General features: G+C 42.0%; 18 protein-coding genes and 1 riboswitch. Of the genes, 3 read left to right on the forward strand and 15 right to left on the reverse strand.

Going from position 1 to position 18,923, the window contains the following annotated elements:
• The 13 genes from RWS39_RS04360 to nox form a co-directional block, all read right to left on the reverse strand.
• Positions 1-270: ATP cone domain-containing protein (locus tag RWS39_RS04360; RefSeq protein ID WP_314480888.1), on the reverse strand; the 270-nt coding region annotated here is incomplete at its 3' end.
• Between the two features lie 121 nt (positions 271-391).
• Positions 392-1,903, reverse strand: coding sequence for a heme transporter CcmD (locus tag RWS39_RS04365; RefSeq protein WP_390896039.1), 1,512 nt, complete (start codon positions 1,901-1,903; stop codon positions 392-394).
• A 516-nt stretch (positions 1,904-2,419) separates the two neighbouring features.
• Positions 2,420-3,685: a nucleobase:cation symporter-2 family protein gene (locus tag RWS39_RS04370; RefSeq protein ID WP_314480893.1), complete on the reverse strand. Its 1,266-nt coding sequence runs from the start codon at positions 3,683-3,685 to the stop codon at positions 2,420-2,422.
• Between the two features lies 1 nt (position 3,686).
• Positions 3,687-4,268 carry a xanthine phosphoribosyltransferase gene (locus RWS39_RS04375; protein WP_125372975.1) on the reverse strand — a complete coding sequence of 194 codons (582 nt, stop codon included), beginning with the start codon at positions 4,266-4,268 and terminating at the stop codon, positions 3,687-3,689.
• Between the two features lie 101 nt (positions 4,269-4,369).
• Positions 4,370-4,467: riboswitch (purine riboswitch) on the reverse strand.
• Positions 4,462-5,445, reverse strand: a complete 984-nt coding sequence (gene guaC / locus RWS39_RS04380; RefSeq protein WP_314480896.1) for a GMP reductase — start codon at positions 5,443-5,445, stop codon at positions 4,462-4,464. Its footprint overlaps the riboswitch before it by 6 nt.
• Before the next feature lie 170 nt (positions 5,446-5,615).
• A complete protein-coding gene (locus RWS39_RS04385) occupies positions 5,616-5,801 on the reverse strand; it encodes a twin-arginine translocase TatA/TatE family subunit (RefSeq protein ID WP_314480899.1) in 186 nt (61 codons plus the stop codon).
• A complete protein-coding gene (tatC, locus tag RWS39_RS04390; RefSeq protein ID WP_314480902.1) occupies positions 5,801-6,508 on the reverse strand; it encodes a twin-arginine translocase subunit TatC in 708 nt (235 codons plus the stop codon). Before tatC ends, RWS39_RS04385 begins: the two co-directional genes overlap by 1 nt.
• Positions 6,501-8,198 carry an FTR1 family iron permease gene (locus RWS39_RS04395; protein WP_314480904.1) on the reverse strand — a complete coding sequence of 566 codons (1,698 nt, stop codon included), beginning with the start codon at positions 8,196-8,198 and terminating at the stop codon, positions 6,501-6,503. The genes tatC and RWS39_RS04395 overlap by 8 nt, the downstream gene beginning before the upstream one ends.
• Entirely contained in the window at positions 8,176-9,384 is a 1,209-nt protein-coding gene (gene efeB, locus RWS39_RS04400; RefSeq protein ID WP_314480907.1) for an iron uptake transporter deferrochelatase/peroxidase subunit, read from the reverse strand. Before efeB ends, RWS39_RS04395 begins: the two co-directional genes overlap by 23 nt.
• 4 nt (positions 9,385-9,388) lie before the next feature.
• The gene (efeO, locus tag RWS39_RS04405) at positions 9,389-10,261 is read right to left on the reverse strand and encodes an iron uptake system protein EfeO (RefSeq protein ID WP_268731858.1); all 873 of its coding nucleotides are present in this window, start codon (positions 10,259-10,261) and stop codon (positions 9,389-9,391) included.
• Between the two features lie 126 nt (positions 10,262-10,387).
• Positions 10,388-11,941 carry a ClC family H(+)/Cl(-) exchange transporter gene (locus RWS39_RS04410; RefSeq protein ID WP_390896040.1) on the reverse strand — a complete coding sequence of 518 codons (1,554 nt, stop codon included), beginning with the start codon at positions 11,939-11,941 and terminating at the stop codon, positions 10,388-10,390.
• Between the two features lie 182 nt (positions 11,942-12,123).
• A complete protein-coding gene (locus tag RWS39_RS04415) occupies positions 12,124-12,942 on the reverse strand; it encodes a PrsW family intramembrane metalloprotease (RefSeq protein ID WP_314480916.1) in 819 nt (272 codons plus the stop codon).
• Between the two features lie 203 nt (positions 12,943-13,145).
• A complete protein-coding gene (gene nox, locus RWS39_RS04420) occupies positions 13,146-14,525 on the reverse strand; it encodes a H2O-forming NADH oxidase (RefSeq protein WP_000036764.1) in 1,380 nt (459 codons plus the stop codon).
• A 230-nt stretch (positions 14,526-14,755) separates the two neighbouring features.
• Here nox and RWS39_RS04425 point away from each other — a divergent pair, with 230 nt between their 5' ends.
• From RWS39_RS04425 to RWS39_RS04435, 3 genes are read left to right on the forward strand one after another with little or no spacing between them, the layout of a single operon-like run.
• Positions 14,756-15,685 carry an FAD:protein FMN transferase gene (locus RWS39_RS04425; RefSeq protein ID WP_314480979.1) on the forward strand — a complete coding sequence of 310 codons (930 nt, stop codon included), beginning with the start codon at positions 14,756-14,758 and terminating at the stop codon, positions 15,683-15,685.
• A 19-nt stretch (positions 15,686-15,704) separates the two neighbouring features.
• On the forward strand, positions 15,705-16,313 hold the full coding sequence (locus RWS39_RS04430; protein ID WP_148886670.1) for an NADPH-dependent FMN reductase: 609 nt from the start codon (positions 15,705-15,707) through the stop codon (positions 16,311-16,313).
• Between the two features lie 22 nt (positions 16,314-16,335).
• Positions 16,336-17,568 (forward strand): NAD(P)H-dependent oxidoreductase, encoded by a 1,233-nt coding sequence (locus RWS39_RS04435; protein WP_314480925.1) that lies wholly within the window; start codon positions 16,336-16,338, stop codon positions 17,566-17,568.
• Positions 17,569-17,617: 49 nt separating this feature from the next.
• Here RWS39_RS04435 and sdbB read toward each other — a convergent pair whose 3' ends face one another.
• Together sdbB and ccdA2 are read right to left on the reverse strand one after the other, a co-directional pair.
• Positions 17,618-18,169, reverse strand: coding sequence for a thiol-disulfide oxidoreductase-associated lipoprotein SdbB (sdbB, locus tag RWS39_RS04440; RefSeq protein ID WP_125381703.1), 552 nt, complete (start codon positions 18,167-18,169; stop codon positions 17,618-17,620).
• Between the two features lie 12 nt (positions 18,170-18,181).
• On the reverse strand, positions 18,182-18,889 hold the full coding sequence (gene ccdA2 / locus RWS39_RS04445) for a thiol-disulfide oxidoreductase-associated membrane protein CcdA2 (RefSeq protein ID WP_314480927.1): 708 nt from the start codon (positions 18,887-18,889) through the stop codon (positions 18,182-18,184).
• Positions 18,890-18,923 lie beyond the last annotated feature (34 nt).

The raw sequence follows: 18,923 nt of genomic DNA on the forward strand, positions 1-18,923 counted from the left end.
TTCCTTGGCATTCAAAAGCTCATGCTCAACGATGTTCTGAATCTCATAGATTTTGGCATACTTAGCGAAGCGACTGCTGATTTCTGCCACAACACGGTCTGTGATGGTTTCGAGCTTAGCTTCCAGCATGGGCGTCATAGGACCAAGGTCCTGAGCCGCTCGTACCATAGCCTTATAGATCTTAGTCACATCAAAAGCTACTCTACGGCCGTCTCGCTTCTCAACGTAGATGGTGGGCGCTGTATCAAATTTTGCTTCTCTTAAAATCATCACAAACACTTCCTCTTCTCAATTAATCATCTACCAAACATTATATCACTCCAAAATAAAAAATCAATATGTTGTGGTAAAATTGTTATTTTTTTATTTTACACACAACATATTGATTTGATCACTTGATTTGATAAAGCTTGAAGTGATTGAGTTTTAGGTTCACTTCTTCATAATCTTGAGAAATTTTCTTTTTCACATCCGAAAAGAGTTTCACATCTTTATTGACTAAGATAAACTTTGGACTCGCTTCGTTTAAAGCATTACGCAAGAGAATGCGATTTTCCTCCGTTCCTGTATGAAGCGACGGACTCAGTAGAGAAACAGCGGATAAACGCTGCGCTTTTTTATAGAGGCTCGCTGTATTGTCCCAAGCATAAATGCTATCCTTGCTAGTGCTGTTTTCACGGACATATTGGGCAGCCAGATTTCTCTCTGCTGAAACTCCATTGGATAGAATATACTCATTTACAAACGGATAAACTACGAGATAGAGCATCGCAAGCAAAGGTAGAAAGAGTTGCTTACCCAAGTAACGATTCCAGCTAGATGTCTTGGTAGGCTTGCGGTGGCGTCTTTCATGTCCATCCCTATCTCCACCTGTATCCAGCCACAAGGCCAGTAATAACAAAGCAAAAGGCAGAGTTGTCAACAATTGATAAGCGCCCTTCTCTGGCAGGCCCAGAACACCAACAAAGCTGATAGGAAGACCTAGCAAACCAATAAAGCGCATGCCACGCGCGGCAGTTGGTTCTTCTTTGAAAGCAAAAGCCGTCATCAACGCTGTCGCAAAACCTAATCCTAGGAAAAGTAAGCCATAATAGAGCAAATGATCTAATATATAGTTGCCATTAAGACGAAAAGCCTCTAGAACATAAGTCACTTGGCTAATCGCCACACCAAAGGAACCATTCAAAACCGTATAGTAGCCCAGTGGATAAAAGACCAAAGAAAAACCTAATAGAACTGCTAGCAATTGATAAAAACCACGCGCTTTTCGCTTATCAGCGATATTGTACAAGAGCAAGAATAGCGTCGTCAATGAGTAAAAAAGCAGACTAAAAGCTGGCTCGATTAGAAAAGCCAAGGCTCCAACCATTCCAAAACGAATAAAAGACTCATCGCGGACACGCCCTTGTAAGTATTTCACGAGATGGTACAGACTCCGAAAGATAAATGGAAGAGCAAAAATAATAGAATAAGTTCCACCAAATCCCAGTGTCAGTACAAACAAATAGAACAGGATTGTAATCTGGCGAGCTAGACCACTTCTAACCGTTATTTGTGAAATTGTCTGGAAGAGATATATTCCTGCCAAGATCAAAGCCACTACTTGGAAAAGTAAAAACAATAGCTGACCCAAAAACAAATTCCCCAACCAGCTCAGCAAATAGTAGAGGAGACCGCTTGTTCCATAAATATTTGCATAGGCAACCTCTCCCTGAGTCAAGGCCCAGCCAGCATATAGATTTTGCGATTGCAAATTGGTGGCTAAGTTGGTTAGTAGAGGATTGATGACACTGGTCAAACTGACTAAGACGCTCCAAAAAAATAGTTGTAAGGAGGGAACTGGCTCGATTATTTTCTCTAATCGCCGTCTCTCACTCGTATTTTGCCAGGTTTCTGCGGACATAGATACTAAAATTTCCACGTTTTCCTGCTGATTTCTTTCATTCATAAAAGTTCTCCTTGATTTCCATACTCTATAGTATATCAAAAAGCACTCTTTCTGTCAGCCTTATCTTGGCTCCCTTTCTTTTTCTGGCTCTTCTTTGCCAAGCACTCCAAATCGCGAAATCTCAGGTAAATTGGCCGCTTTTCTGGACAAGGAAGCCGATAAATTATTTTTGCTATTTCCATCTATAATCCTCCTTTGATTCTCTATCTCCTATTTACTATTCGTAAAATAAAGGCACTAATCACAAGAAAGCAGGATGTATAGCTAATGTCTCAGCAAAAGACAGAAAAAAGAGGCTGGGACAAAAGTCCTAGCCTCTCAATTGTCTTTGGATTGTCGAGCAAGACGCAGTGGTTGAATGGGCTCTACTACGCTGATTTCATCAGCTTTTACAGCCCTACTCAACTGTGCGGAGGTGGGACGACGAAATCGAATTCTAACGAATTACCGATTTCTGTCCCACTCTCTTTCTTATTTATTTTTGCGATTTAAGATCGCGTTTAGGACAATGGCAATCAGACTGGCCATGACAATTCCGTTTGAGAAGAACATCTGAAGGCTGGTCGGTAGGCTGTTGAAAAGGCTGCTACCATTGAGTCCGACACCTGCTGAGATAGAAATAGCTGCAATGAGGAAATTATGTTCACTGTGCTCAAAGTCAACACGCGCTAAGATTTGCATCCCCTGCACGGACACAAAACCAAACATGACCAGCATGGCACCACCAAGGACTGGACTTGGAATAATCTGAGCCAAGGCTCCGAATTTTGGCAGAAGACCGAGAAGAATCAAGAAACCAGCCGCATAGTAAATCGGCAACCGCGTCTTGATACCAGATAATTTGACCAAGCCAACATTTTGAGAAAACCCTGTGTAAGGGAAGGTATTGAAGACACCACCCAGCAGCACCGCAAGTCCTTCTGCTCGGTAACCATTTCGCAAGCGGGTGCTGTCAATTTTATCTTTGGTAATGTCAGAAAGAGCTAAGTATACACCCGTTGACTCCACTAGAGAAACCGTTGCGATGATACACATCATCACGATAGAAGAAAATTCAAACTTCGGTGTTCCGAAATAGAAAGGGGTTGGCACATGGACCAGCGGAGCCTGTGCGACCGGCGTTAAATCTACCAAGCCCATGGCTCCAGCAATGCCCGTTCCGACAATCAAACCAATCAAAATAGAGATGGATTTGATAAAACCTTTGGTAAAAATGTTAATCAAAAGAATTATCAATACCGTCACAGCTGCTAGAATCAGACTTTGGGCGGTAGGCTTATCTACATTATTTCCCATATTGCCAATGGCCACTGGAATCAAGGTCAACCCAATGGTCGTAATGACCGAACCAGTAACAACTGAAGGAAATAGATTAGCGATTTTTGAGAAAATCCCAGCGATCAGAACAACATAAATCCCTGATACAATCAAGGCACCAAACATAGCGCCACTACCATGGCTCTGCCCAATGATAATCAGAGGAGCAACGGATTGAAAGGCCACGCCCAGCACGACTGGCAGACCGATACCAAAATATTTATTTAACTGGAGTTGCAAGAGAGTGGCAACACCACACATAAAAATATCAGTAGAAATCAGATAAGTCAACTGCTCAGCCGAATATCCCAAAGCCCCAGCAATCATAATTGGAACCAGAATGGATCCGGAATACATAGCCAACAAATGCTGCAAACCTAAAATGGCTGCCTGTGAATGTTTTTCTTCATTATAATTCATCTTATAGATCTGCCTCTCTAAATACAACTTTTCCATTTTCAAATCTGTCAATTCGAGCCAAAGAAAGAACTGTTTGTCCTTGAGCCTCTAGCAAGCTTCGACCATCTTGGAAGGATTTCTCAATCACAATTCCAACGGCTGCCACCTCAGCGCCTGCTTCTTCAATGATTTTAATCAAGCCCTTGGCTGCCTGACCATTTGCCAAAAAATCATCAACGACCAGGACCTTGTCACTTGACTCCAAAAACTTGCCAGCGATGGAGACAGTCGAAGTGACCTGCTTGGTAAAGGAATATACTTCCGCCGTTAAAATCCCTTCAGTCATAGTGATGTTCTTAGACTTTTTAGCAAAAATCATTGGAACACCCAAAGCTTCTGCCGTGTAGACAGCCGGTACAATCCCTGAAGCCTCAATCGTCACAACTTTTGTAATGCCTGCATTCCTGAAATGCTCAGCAAATACTTGCCCGATTTCTTTCATAAGCGAAAAATCGACCTGATGAGTCAGGAAAGAGTCAACTTTGAGAATATTTTCTCCTAAAACGTTGCCATCCCTCAAAATTCTTTCTTCTAATGTTTTCATGTATCTCCTCTTAACATATCTTGGTTCAATGATGAAAGGACCTGCCACGATAAGCAAGTCCTTTCTTTTAATGACAAATAGCCTGACACTGAAAGTACCAGAAAGTCATTAGACTCACTTATTGTTAGATGTTTGGCATCTTGTAGAGACCTTGCCCCAATCATTAGCAAGATAAATAAGTTATTCTATTTCATTAATGAGCATCGCCATTCCAGATGGAATTTTTAACGATGACATAATCCACACGAGTCAAGCTATGCAAATCACGACCGCCAGCATAGGAAATGGAGCTCTGCAAATCCTGCTCCATTTCAGTTAATGTATCTTGCAAGTGTCCCTTGGCCGGCAGCAAAATCTTCTTGCCTTCGACATTTTTATAAGCACCTTTTTGATACTCGGAGGCAGAACCATAGTATTCTTTAAACTTATCGCCGTCTACCTCGATGGTTTCACCTGGGCTTTCAATGTGGCCTGCAAAGAGCGAACCAATCATGACCATGCTGGCTCCAAAGCGGATCGATTTGGCAATATCACCATGCGTCCGAATCCCTCCATCCGCGATAATAGGCTTGCGGGCAACCTTTGAACACCAACGAAGAGCAGACAATTGCCAGCCGCCTGTACCAAAACCTGTCTTGACTTTGGTAATACAAACCTTGCCTGGGCCAATGCCGACTTTGGTCGCATCTGCGCCAGCATTTTCCAGCTCCCGCACAGCTTCTGGAGTTCCAACATTTCCAGCAATGACAAAGGTCTCTGGTAGTTCTTTCTTGATGTGCTGAATCATTCGAATCACGCTGTCTGAGTGCCCATGCGCAATATCAATGGTAATGTATTCAGGTGCATCACCTTTAAGGCTACTAACGAAGTCATACTCATAGTCTTTCACACCGACGGAGATCGATGCAATCAGGCCTTGCTCATGCATTCGCTTGACGAATGGTTTGCGCCCTTCCTCATCGAAACGGTGCATAATGTAGAAATAGCCTCCTCGAGCAAGCTCCTCAGCGACAGATTCGTCAATAATCGTCTGCATATTGGACGGAACGACTGGCATCCGAAACGTATGTTTACCAAATTTCACGCTAGTGTCAGCCTCTGAACGACTTTTCACAATACATTTCGCTGGAATTAGTTGAATATCTTCATAGTCAAAAACCTGAAAATCATTGAGCATGGAAAACTCCTTATCAATACTTAAAAATGACCTACCTATGCTCTTCAGCATCGCTACATCTATCCAGACGTTTCCAGGAAAAGTATATCACAAGGTACAGTTTTTGTAAAATATTTCAAGTGTATTATTGATAAAGTTCGGAAATTGAGAAAAACACGGTCGCCCGTGTTTTATTCTTTCTTATCTTTTTCTGAGTTGGAGTCCTCTGCTCCTCCATTGACTGCCTTTTTAAACTCTGAAAACATTTTTCCAATCGACTGCCCTAGCTCTGGCAGACGTTTTGGTCCAAAAATCAGTAAGGCACCTAGGACGATAACGATAAGCCCTGGTAGCCCGATGTCTTTTAAAATTCCCATTACGATGTTCTCCTTTTCTCAATCATTTTACTCAGTAGGATACTGACTTCATACAGCAAAATCAGCGGCACTGTCATTGACAAGTCGCTGATGAAATCAGCCGGCGTCAAGATTACTGCTAATACTAATAAAACGAAATAGGCATAGCGTCTATATTTTATCAAAAATTGCGGTTTGAGCAAACCGATTGATGTCAGAAAGGCCACAATGACAGGCAATTCAAACAAGCAAGCAATCGGAATGGTCGTGTGAAACAGAAAGGACAGGTAGTTCTGCGCTGTCATCTGAACGGCAAACAATCCATCACCTAAAGAAAGTAAAACTTGCAAAATAGCAGGACTGACAAAGTAAAAACCAAAGGCTAAGCCCAAGATAAAGCTGAAAAATGTAGCTGGTATGTAAGCAAAAATCGCCTTTGCTTCACTATTTCTAAGAGCAGGTCGGATAAATTCCCAAATCTGATAGACCATAAAAGGGAGCGTCAGTGAGAAAGCCACAAGACTAGCCAGGCTAATATAAATCCAAAGTATGTCGTCTGGTCCCAATACAATCAGCTTCTGCTCAAAGGAAGCGGTCAGCCATTTGTAAATATCCGCTGCAAAAAGCAGACTGGCCAGAAAAATCAAAGCGAACCAGATTAAAACAGCTATAAAACGCCATCTAAATTCCGTCAAATGCTCAACTATTGTCTGTTCCTTACTAGGCATCTGCTCGCTCCTTTTGCCGATTTCTAAAGGTCACATAAAGGACAACGACAAGAAAAATTGCTTGACTTAGTACTACTTCTAAGCTCGGATAAATTCCCAACCAATCAATGGTTGGAAGATGAGACAGCAAGTGACTAGGAAAAATGGCTGTTAACTGCAGGGCATGAATGCTGACACCTAACATCTTAAAGGCCAAGGCATAAATCAGCCAAGTCAGACCAAAGAAAATCCGATGAGGCCGAATCAAACTGCTGGCCTTGGTCATTAGAATTGCGAGCAAGACTAAAACCAAAATAGCAAGTCCCAGTCCTAAAAAGAAATCTAAAGCAGTAATGCGCGGTAAAATTCCTGCGTAGAACAAGATGGTTTCTGCTCCTTCACGGAAAACAGCGAGAAAGCTCAGGGCAAACATGGAAATAAAACTACCACTGGCTGTCACTGCCTGCATCTGACTTTCCATGAAGTCATTCCACTTCTTGACAGAGGACTTGCTGTGGAGCCAAATACCGACCAAAATCATCATGACAACCGCAAAAATCCCCACTGCCCCCTCAATGATTTCACGATTAGAGCCAGAGGCAACGGCTGGAAAAAGAGTTTGCAGCAAAATAGCAATGACCGCACTGGCTAGTACACCCAAACCAGCACCAGTATAAACCCATTTGAGGCCTTTTTTCATCTTGGAGGTCTTAAGCGTCGTGACAAGTGCCATCACAATCAAGAGAGCCTCAACGCCCTCGCGCAACAAAATCAGCATGGCATCAAAGAAAGTATAAGACCCGCTGGTGTCAATCTGTTCTAGCTCACTGATTAAGGACGTGAGCTGGTCTTGATACTCCTTATCCTTGCCCTTCACCATGATGACAGGTGATTGGCTCTCTACTTTGGTATAGAGGGAAGGATTTTTCGTGCTGACATCTCCTTCAACACTTGGCCAAATCGTGATAAATTTCTTCATCGCAGCCTTGCCCTGCTTTTCGTCCCCTTTTTGGAAAGCAAGCAGAGCCTTTTTCAGCAGACCAATACCATCTGCCAGCGTAAGATTTTCACTGCTAGCTGTTGCTTCTTCTCCCTTGACAAAGCTATCAATCGCTGCTCTCAGGTCATCATAGGAAGTTTGAATGGCTTCAAAATCCGTTGGCTCTGTCTCGATGGCACTCCGTAAAAAGGAAATGGCCGTCTCCACCTTACCATAATGAGCCGTGCTATGATCTCGCACCACTCCTTCATTGGCAGTCCAAGTCGAATTCATTTTTTTATAGGCTTCACGAATCTTTTCAAGATCCTTGCTCTCAATCGCTGCCTGAAGAGCTTGAAACTTTGATTCCAGTTTATTGACTAACTTGGTTTTTTCCGCCTCAAGATCAACGGGATTCTGCTCCTTTTCAAAAGCTAAAAGAGCAGCTGAAACCTTAGTCAGCTTGTCCTCTGTTACATCGCCTGAGATAGTCAATGCCTTGCTGACTTCTTTCCCTGCAGCTGAGTCATGGTTGCTTAAAGCCGCAAATTCAGTCTGGATTTCTTCCAGTAATTCTTTGGCACTAGCTTGATCGCCTTTTTGAACGGCGGTGCTAGCATCCGTAATCTTGATAAAGAGACTGCTATAAGAATCTTCAGCTGATACAGGCTGAGCTAGGAGCAAGAGCGCCAAAAGTAAAAACAAGATCTTATTCAAATAATTTCTGACCAAGATATTCTCCTTTTTTGACACCGCCGAAACAAGCAAACAAGCCACTGCCTACATGGGTGACATATTCATTCATCTTATCCTGTGCTCCAAGATTGGTCTGCACCTTGATAAAGCTATCGGGATCCTTTTGGAAAGAGATAAAAAGGAGACCTGTATCAAATTGACCGGTTGTTTCATCGATCCCATCCGAATAAGAATAGGAACGACGATAGAGAGGCTTGTCGACTTCTTTGGCCAGCCGTACATGTGCATCAACTGGAAGCAAGTCCAAGTCTACCTCGTCAAATTCATTCTTCTTACCAAAGGGCGCTCCGCTCTCCTTATAACGACCAAAGGTATTTTCCTGCTCTTGCAAATTGGTCCGATCCCAAGTCTCAAGAAACATCTGGATTCGGCGGACAGCCATATAAGAGCCACCCTTCATCCAGTCCTTGCTGTCACACCAAACTACCTTGTCAAAATCTTTCTCCTTGGTGACATTGGCCGTGCCATCTTTAAACCCGAATAGATTTCGGGGAGTAGACATACGATCGCCAATGGCAGCAAAGCCAGCCTGACTCCATTTCATGGTGACAGCATTTCGTGCTTTACGAACCAGATTGCGAACGGCATGAAAAGCCACCTGCTCGTCATCTGCGCAAGCTTGAATGACAATATCACCGCCAGTATATTTCTCTTTTAGTTGTTCCTTGGGGAAAGGAGGCAAGTCGCGAAATTCCTTGGGCTTTTTATTCTCCAAGCCCATTTTTTTCAGGAAAGAGGCAGAAACGCCAAAAGTCAAGGTCAGTCGATAAGGGTTGAGGCCGACCGTTTCTCCAGTATCCGTAGGTGGCAAGAGGGCATTAGAGCCATCTTTTTTGACTAGCTCTCCATTGACCAACTTTTCACTGTAAACTGTCCAGTCCTTGAACATCTGGATAATGGTCTCTTTATCCGTCGTATGCAAGTCCAGAATGACAAAATAGATATTCTTCTGCATAGCTGTCGTGATGCCTGCTTGATGCTCACCGTAAAAACTGATTTCTTCCTCACCGTCAGCTAATTTTTTGTCTTCCTTCGCTTGATTAGCGAAAAAAGCAGATGCACTGGAGACACCCAGTGCTAAGCCTGCGCCTCCAATCCCTGCTTTTTTAAGAAATTCCCGACGATCCATTTTTTTATTAAACCATTTTTCGTCCTTGGTCATGTTCTTACTTCCCATCTAGGATGATACCCATTTGAGAGAGAGGCTCGCCCAGTTTTGTGACAGCTTCTCCTAGCTCTTTGGTATCTTCCTTGCTCAATTCGGTATAAAGTTTATAATTCTTAGAATCCGTCATGTGCTTGTCTAGCAAACTATTAACATTCTTGAATTCAGTTTCTATACTTTTTACCAGTTTTTCATTTTTCTTCTCAATCAAAGGTTTAAAGAGTTCGAAAATCTTTTCTGCCCCTTGGATATTGGCACGGAAGTCATACAAATCCGTATGGGAGAAGATTTCTTCTTCACCGGTAATCTTGCTGGTCGCCACTTCGTTAAGGAGGTCAACTGCACCAGTCAGCATAATGTCTGGTGTAACCTCAACAGTTGCGATTTTAGCCTTTAATTCTTTGATGTCATTGACCAACTGGTCTGCATATTTCTCTGTACCAGTCGTTGTATTACTTTCCCACAGAATTTTTTCAATCCGGTGGAAGCCTGACCAGCCTTCTTCGGTCTTATTTTCATCCACATAGTCAGCTAAGCGGAAGTCAATTTTCACATCAGACTCTCCGAAACTTTCGGCAATCGGCTCTGAACGCTCGTAGCTCATGCGAATTAGCGGATACATTTTCTTGGCTTCATCAAGCTTTCCTTCTTTGAGCGTATCTCTGAATTTCTCCGTATCCGTCAATAATTGATCAATTTCTTTCTGTACAAAAGCTTTATACTCTGCTGTTGCCTTATCCAAAGCTTTCTGGTCAGAGGCCGATAGACTTGTTTTAGCTTCCGAACTGCTGGCACTTGTATTCGATTTTTGATTAGCAGCACAGCCAGTCAGTAAAATAGCTGTTGACAATAAGACAATTCCAAGTTTTTTCATCTTGACTCCTTTATTTTCCCTAAAAGGGGCGAATTCATATAAATTATAACAATTTATTTCTCATATTTCAATAAATTGTCAGATAATTATAATGAAACTTTCCTTTCTGAGTATAAAATGAGCATTTCAAAGCAAGATATCCTTAATTTTGCCAATTTCTGACTTCTTAACGACTACATAAATCATATCTCCTAGGTAGAGACGACTGGCTCCGTTGACCGTCTGAGTCTTGCCCTTATGGATATTCATCGTGATTAAAACACCATGCGGTAGCTCCAACTCATGCACCTGCCGACCTGCGATCTTTTCTGAAACAGGAATTTCAATCAAGGTTGTCTCTCCGTCATCTTCAATCCGATCTGGCAGCATTTTTTCAAGCATGGCTTCATAGACAGGCGCTCCCTTCAGCAGATCCATAGCAATATAAGCCATCAGAGTGACCAAGCCCAGTGGCATGAGGTTTCGAATATCTCCCACCATCTCCGTGACGAGAATCATAGCTGTTAGCGGAGCTTTGGAAATAGCACCAAAATACCCACTCATTCCCAAGATGATAAAGATTGGAAATTGTTCCTGCGTGATAAAGCCAGCCTCCACACAAAGGGCTCCAATTGCTGCGCCTAGTAAAGAACCCAAAGCCAGAATGGGCAGAAAAATACCACCAGGAAGTCCGCTGCCATAACTAATCATGCTCCATACAAAACGGAGTATGAAAAAGAAAATCAAGCTTCCAACTGTGTAATGAGCACTCGTCAAAGACAAAATCAGCTGGTTCCCACCGCCCAGTAAATGAGGCAGAAAATAGCCAATCGGAATGATTAAAACAAAGGCAAAAATCGGATAATAGTTTTTCGGTAGCCTAAATATTTTTCCCAGGGTTTCATAGACCAGATGAATATTAAGGACCGCTTTTTCATAGAGAAAGCCAGCCAATCCTAAAAACAGGCCCATCAAGATATAGATCCAGTACTGATTCAGCCCCATGAAAGGAATATTATCCGGCATATCCAGAACGGGAGTCAGGCCAAATATAGACAGCGAAATAAAATTTGCCACTAAACTTGCGGCCAAGGTTGAAACCCAAAAGAAGCGGGAAAAATGATGGTACACTTCCTCAACAACAAAGAGCAAACCTGCAATTGGCGCATTAAAAGCCGCAGCCAAGCCCGCAGCTGCACCACTAGCAATCAAGGTCCGCTCCTCTACCGGACTCAAGTTCAACCACTTAGATATGCCTTTTCCACTCATCGCTCCTAGCTGAATACTCGGTCCCTCACGTCCCAGCATCAAGCCACTGGAAATCGCTAAAATACCAACTAAGAATTTTTTCCAGAGAATGCTCCACCAAGAAAGTGACATCAAGCCTTTCAACTCGGCCTCAACTTGTGGAATCCCTGAACCCTTTATATCCTTGTCTGTAGCTACCAATCTAGCATTTACAAAGACAATAAAAGCATACAAGAAAAGCAAGGCTACTAGCCAAAACCACTCACTCCTGCCCCTCACATAAGCCGCCTGAATCAAGTGAAAACTTTTCTCAATCAAAAAACGAAATGCTCCCACTACTAGTCCAGCAAAAATGCCTACCAGAATCCCCCTGAACACTTGGGAAATAATAGAGCTGGATATAAAATTAAATTCTTTTTTCGTATCAGAAATTTGTTCTTTTTGTTTAATCATCATTTCTCTCCCAAAGTCCTTATAGCAACATTTTAGCACAAAATATAGGCCAGAAACAAGGCGATAGCCATGAACATTTTACTTTTGAATGTAAAACTTTTAATATCAACTTTTTCAGATGTAAAAGAATGCCCAAAATGCAGTTTGGACATCAAAAAAACGACCTTGAGGTCGTTTCGCATTTAGATTGACAACTCTTCCTGATCAATCTTGCCAGCTGTTCGATAAGCTTGGTAGAAAATGAAGACAGCCACAGCAGTCATGATGGGAACGATAACTGGGATATCCGTTTCAATAGAAGTCAATGGAGAGTTCCAGAAGAAGTGGAGAACAAAAGCTGACAAGAAATAAAATAGTCCAGCTTTAAAGTAGGCCTTTTGCGTCTTGGCAAATCGGAACATCAGGGCTAGGCCGGTAGTGGTCAAAGCAGTGTAGAGCCAGTGAGAAGCTACCCCACCAGTGATACGGCCTAAGATACCAGAGATAGTGAAGGAAAATCCTTCAGGAAGGTCGGAAAGGATATAAGAAAAGTCCTCACTAATCTGAAAACCTATGCCAGCTGTAATTCCCAATAGTAAAAAGCCTTTAAGTTTTTTGACTGGCACTAGATAGACAGCGAAAGCAACTGCCAAAAGCTTAAGCGGCTCTTCAACCAGCGGAGCTGCGAAGGCATTCTCCAGATAACTAATCACTGTATTTGGAAAGCTCGTAATAACCCACTCGTGGATATAAGTATTGGCTAAGCCAGACGTCCATCCAGAAATGAATAGCCCACCTAGCAGAGCAATCCCAAGGCTAAGTGCAGGCGTCTGCCATTTTTTACCCAAGCTGCGAATCAAAAGCAGAGCTGGGATGATATAGAGCAGGGCCAAAAGGGCTGACAGTCCGACAATTCCATAACCAGTACCTGACATACTGCCAGTAGTATAAGCTTGCGTCTCGTATTCCATGCCAATCGCGCTTAGAAGGAGAAAAGTGAAAAGAACAATATTTTTCTTCATATAACAACTTTCTAAAATTTTATTTTCATCTTAGTATAACAAAAAAATCTAAAATAGAACTAATTTTAAGACTCATTATAATGATTATTAATTATTGTACTAGTCGATAAACTTATAATATATATGCCTTGTTCTGTATTGTATTGGCCATTAAACTCGATAAAACAAGCAACAAAAAAGTCCCTCATCGGGACTTTCATTGATTATTTTTCAGCTGTAAGTGCAGCCATAGTGATGTAGTTGTATGGTTTGTTAAAGTGTGGCAAGAAGAAGAGATCTGTCAAGGCCAACTTGTCAATTGTTACATGCTCTTGGATAGCAAGTGAGAACATGTGGATTCCCATGCTAATTGCAGAGTCACGAGACACCATTTGCGCACCAAGGATTTCGCGGCTGTCTTTGTCAAAGACAATCTTGATGGCAACTTCGTGGTTGTCATGTTTGATAAATTCTGGTTTTTGAAGATCGTTAAATCCAGTTTCAGTTGCATTATAGCCAGCAGCTTTGGCTTTTTCAAGAGTCAAACCAGTTGAAACCATGTGAAGACCGTAGATAGAGATACCATTTGATCCTTGCACACCGATTCCTTCCAACTCATGACCACAAGCGTTGTAAGCACCCACGATACCAGTACGTACAGCGTTTGATGCAAGAGCGATGTAGCTTGTGTCTTTACGAGCATTGTCATAAACAGTCGCACAGTCACCAACAGCGTATACACCTGGGATAGACGTTTCTTGTTTCTTGTCTACAAGGAAGGCACCGTTGCGGAAGAGCTCGATCTTACCGTCAGCAAGCGCTGTGTTTGGACGGAAACCAACTGCAAGAACAACCATGTCCACATCAAATGTTTCTTTGTCTGTTACCAAGCGTTCAACTTTACCATCACCTTGGATTGCTTTAACTGTTTGACCAAGAGCCAAGCGGATGTTGTGGTCTTCCAAGTTCTTCGCCATCATTTGAGTGAAGTCTTTGTCGTAGTAGCCGTTCAAAACAGTATCTACGATGTCAACAAGCACCACTTCTTTTCCAAGACGCTCGAAGGCTTCGGCAAGTTCTACACCGATGTAACCACCACCAACAACGGCAATGCGTTCAAGGTGTTTGCTCTTGTCCTCAAGTTTTTCAATAACTTCTTCAGCATTTTGGTACAATTTAACGAATTGGACATTTTCAAGAGTCGCTTTAAATTCGCGGTTACCCTTAACGATTTCAACGCCTTCAATTGGAGGCAAGATTGGAGTTGAACCAGTTGCAAAGATCAATTTATCATAAGACTCTTTGTGTTCTTTTCCTTCCACTTCTGCAGTCACAACTTTGTTATCGTAGTCAATTGAAAGAACTGGTGAGTTCATGTAAACTTTAGCACCTTTTGCTTCCAATTTTTCTTTATCAGAGTAGAAGAGACCTTCTGGGCCATCAATTTGTTCCCCGATCCAAAGAGCCATTCCACAACCAAGGAATGAAATATTTGAGTTTTGGTCAAATACTACGATTTCATTCTCATGACCAAAGTTATCCAACATCGTATTAATACAAGCTGTACCAGCGTGGTTAGCACCAACTACAACGATTTTACTCATAGAATAATCCACCTTTAAATTTAATTTACCAAACTAGTATACCATGTATCTGTTAGCGTTTACAAGATATATGCTCAGAATTATTTTAAAATTTGGCAAATAACTTTGATTTTAGACAAAAAATTTCAATTTTTCTGAAAATATTATATATTTACAATTGTGAAAACGGTATCTTTCTGGTATACTAATAGAGAAGATTAAGAAATTTAATAGGGAAGGTTGTGATAAAAGTGGATCTTAACTCTAGATCCATCCATTTAATGGGATCGACTATCACTATTTCGATTCTCCATGAAAAGGCCGACAGTCTTTTAGACCAGGTATTTTCTCTCCTAAGATTGTATGAAAAGCGCTTTAGTGCGAATGATGACAGCTCTGAGCTCATGCAAATCAATCACGCCGCTGGTATACATCCCGTTTGTGTCCATCCTGATTTGTTTGAGTTGATTGAGTTGGGAAAAAAGCATAGTCTCGCTCCAGACAGTCATCTCAATATTACCTTGGGTCCCTTGGTCCAAACTTGGCGGATAGGCTTTGCGGATGCGAAAGTTCCCAGTCCCAAAGAAATCAAGCAAGCGCTGGCATTCACTGACCCTGAGTGTATCGAGTTAGATACAGCTGCCTCCAGTGTTTTTTTGACAATGGAAGGCATGAAAATCGACTTAGGCGCCCTTGCCAAAGGCTATATCGCAGATAAAATCGCTGCGTTCTTACAGGGACAAGGTGTTACTTCTGCCCTCATCAATCTTGGTGGAAATATCTTAACCATTGGTCTAAATGAAAAAAATAATCGTTGCTGGCGCATTGGCATTCAAAATCCAAGTCTGCCACGGGGAAACAACCTAGCTCTTCTGTCCATTCAGGATCAGTCTGTCGTGACCTCAGGGATATATGAAAGAAAACTGCAAGTTGACGGCAGGGTCTATCATCATATTTTTGACCGCACCACAGGTTATCCGATCGACAATCAGCTAGCTAGTCTCACGATTGTTTCATCAAAATCAGTCGATGGTGAAATATGGACGACCCGTTTATTCGGGGAGAGCCCTACTTCCATCTTAGAGAAAGTCGAGCAAGAAAATGGAATCGAAGCCTTCGTTATTACAGAAAATCATCAAATTTTTTATTCATCTGGTCTCAGCCCAGAAATCTTATCCTAAATCCAGAAAGGAACCTACTATGTTAAAATTTATCGGTCTAGTTGGTACAAACTCAAAGAAATCAACCAACCGCCAACTCCTTCAGTACATGCAAAAGCATTTCGCTGATAAAGCAGAAATCGAGTTGGTTGAAATCAAAGATATTCCTATTTTCAACAAACCATCTGATATGCAAGTTCCAGAGATCGTTAAAGAAATCGCTGCGAAAATCGAAGCTGCTGATGGTGTTATCATCGGAACGCCTGAATATGACCACTCTATTCCTGCTGTACTTATGAGTGCCTTGGCTTGGTTGTCTTACGGTATCTATCCATTACTTGGTAAACCAGTGATGATTACAGGTGCCTCTTATGGAACTCTAGGGTCATCTCGCGCCCAACTACAACTCCGTCAAATTTTGGATTCGCCAGAACTCAAGGCTTCTGTTATGCCAGGTTCTGAATTCCTACTTTCTCACTCACTTCAAGCCTTTGATAAAAATGGTGACTTGATTGACCTCGAAACCATTCAAAAATTAGACGCTCTTTTTGATGACTTCCGTTTGTTTGTTAAAATTACAGAAAAGTTATCAAGTGCCCAAGCACTTCTTCATCAAGAAGCTGAAAACTTTGACTGGGAAAAATTGTAAGAACTAGAAGGGAAAGAATCACATGAAATTTGTTGGACTTGTCGGCTCAAATGCAGACCAATCATACAACCGTAAATTACTAGAATTTATCAGAAAACAATTTAAACTGAAATTTGAATTAGAAGTTTTGGAAATTGATGAAGTTCCACTCTTTAATCAAGATGAAAAATGGGACGAATCCTTCCAACTGCGCCTTTTGTACAACCGCATCACGCGTGCTGATGGTGTCATCATTGCTACTCCTGAGCACAACCACACCATTACAGCAGCTCTCAAAAGCGTCCTTGAATGGCTCTCTTATGAAGTTCACCCATTTGAAAGCAAGCCTGTCATGATTGTGGGAGCTTCCTACTACGACCAAGGAACGTCTCGTGCCCAAGTACATTTGCGTAAGATCTTAGATGCTCCAGGTGTCAATGCTTATACTTTACCAGGAAATGAATTCCTTCTTGGTAAAGCAAAAGAAGCTTTTGATAATGAAGGCAACATCACAAACGAAGGAACTGTTAAATTCCTTGAATCTTGCTTAGATAACTTTGTTAAATATGTTGAGGTAGTCTCAAAATTGAAAAAACCTAAACCAATTGCTCCTGAAGACTTAGATGTCACGAACCCAATCGCAACTACCATCACAGAAGTTGACCCTGACGATCCAGAATGGGTAGAAAAAGCTGCAAACGCTGTCGGTGCTGTTTCTGGCGATACTTATGTCAAACTTGACCATGGTATCTTGACAGTTAACCAAATCGACATGTTCTTAAAAGCTATGCCGTTCGAGTTGACTTATGCCGATGATAACAACCAGTTCCTTTACTATAACAACGTTCATCAAGATCCAGACACTATGTTTGCTAAACGTGTACCATCCCAATCAGGTGGCCGTCTCTCAACTCTACACAACTCTCTTCCTGCTGCTCGCATGAAGAACGTGGAATGGGTAGTTGGTGTTCTTCGTAACGGTGATCAAGAGTACGTTCGTACAATCGTGCCTGGCTCACCAGCAGGTGTTATCAATACCCACAACTACCAAGCAATGTACTATCCTGATGGATCTTACGCTGGTATCAACGAAATCGTCTTCAACTTCCAACCTTGGCTAGATTGGTATCTAAAAACAACTGGTCAACGCTTGGTTGGAGGAAGTGGTCCTTTTGCTCCCGCAGCTGCAACAGCCGATGCTACTTCTGGTGCTTCAGATACTGGCGGTGGTCACGGTGGTGGAGATGCCGATGCCACTTCTGGCGCTAGTGCCTAATCGAAACAAAATGAAAAGAATGGATTTTCACATCCATTCTTTTTTTATTTTATTTCATTTCCTTAAAGGCCTTTTCTGCTTCTTCGTTGCTGATTGCTCCAAATTGAATCTTCCCAATTTTTCCTTGGCTATCAATGAGGATTTCGGTTGGAATACTGCGAACCTGATAGGCTTGGAAAATTGCACCAGACGTGTCAAATAGAACGGGCACATCCTTATATCCTTGTTCTTGATACCATTTTGGGAAGTCCTCAACAGACTTCTCTCCTTGGAGACCCGGTGCTACAATAGACAATATTTCAAAATCACGATCTTTTTTACCAGCTAATTCGACCAATTCTGGCATGCTTCGCTTACAAGGTCCGCACCAAGAAGCCCAGAACTTCAGATAGACTTTTTTTCCACGGTAATCAGAAAGCTTGACAGTTTTTCCATCCATCGACTGAAGAGTGAAGTCCGGTGCCTCCTGGCCAACTGCAACCTGCGATTGGACACTTGTACTGGACTGGCTTTGACTATCCATCCCCTTTTCATCAGATGAACAAGCTGATAGTGTCAGAAAAGCTATCGAAGCAACAACTAGCGAAAGAATTTTTTTCATCTTTTTCTCCTTTTATCCAAAAATTCCTGATAAAGCATTTAACTGCCCGAGCATGAGAAGGATTCCCATAAAAATGATTAAGGCTCCTCCAATTTTTTTCATTAACCCCATATAGGGTTTGATTCTTGAAAAATAGCGCATAACGAAGCTAGAAGCTAGTGCTAAGATGAGAAATGGCAAGGCCATTCCCAACGTATATACCAATGTTAGAAGTGCTCCCTGGATAGCTCCATTTCCTCCAGAGGCAGCTAGAGCCAGAACCGAACTAAGGACAGGTCCGATGCAAGGTGTCCAACCAAAACTGAAACTAATACCAAGCAAAAAGGCTGACAGAAAATCATTCCGACGACTGTTTTTCTTAAATTCCATATTTTTCTGGAATTGTAACTGCCTGATATTAATCAGCTCCATCTGGTGAATTCCTAGCAAAATGATGATGATCCCCATCAGATAACGGAATTTCTCATCGTAAATCACTCCACCTAGGAATCCTGCACCAAAGCCTAATAGGAAGAAAACCAAGGAAATTCCAGCAATGAAGCAAAGGGTCTTGATTAGACCAGTCCAAGCGATCTTTCTACCTAAAAACTTGACTTCTCTAGGCTCTTCTTCATCCAGCAATATCCCTATGTAAACTGGTAACAAGGGAAAGATACAGGGTGAGAAAAACGAGAGAACTCCAGCCAAAAAGACCGAAACAAAAAATAAACTAGACTCCATCCCAACCTCCTTTAAGATGTGTTTGTCAATATTA

The organism is Streptococcus cristatus, assembly GCF_963529205.1.
Taxonomy (GTDB): domain Bacteria; phylum Bacillota; class Bacilli; order Lactobacillales; family Streptococcaceae; genus Streptococcus; species Streptococcus cristatus_O.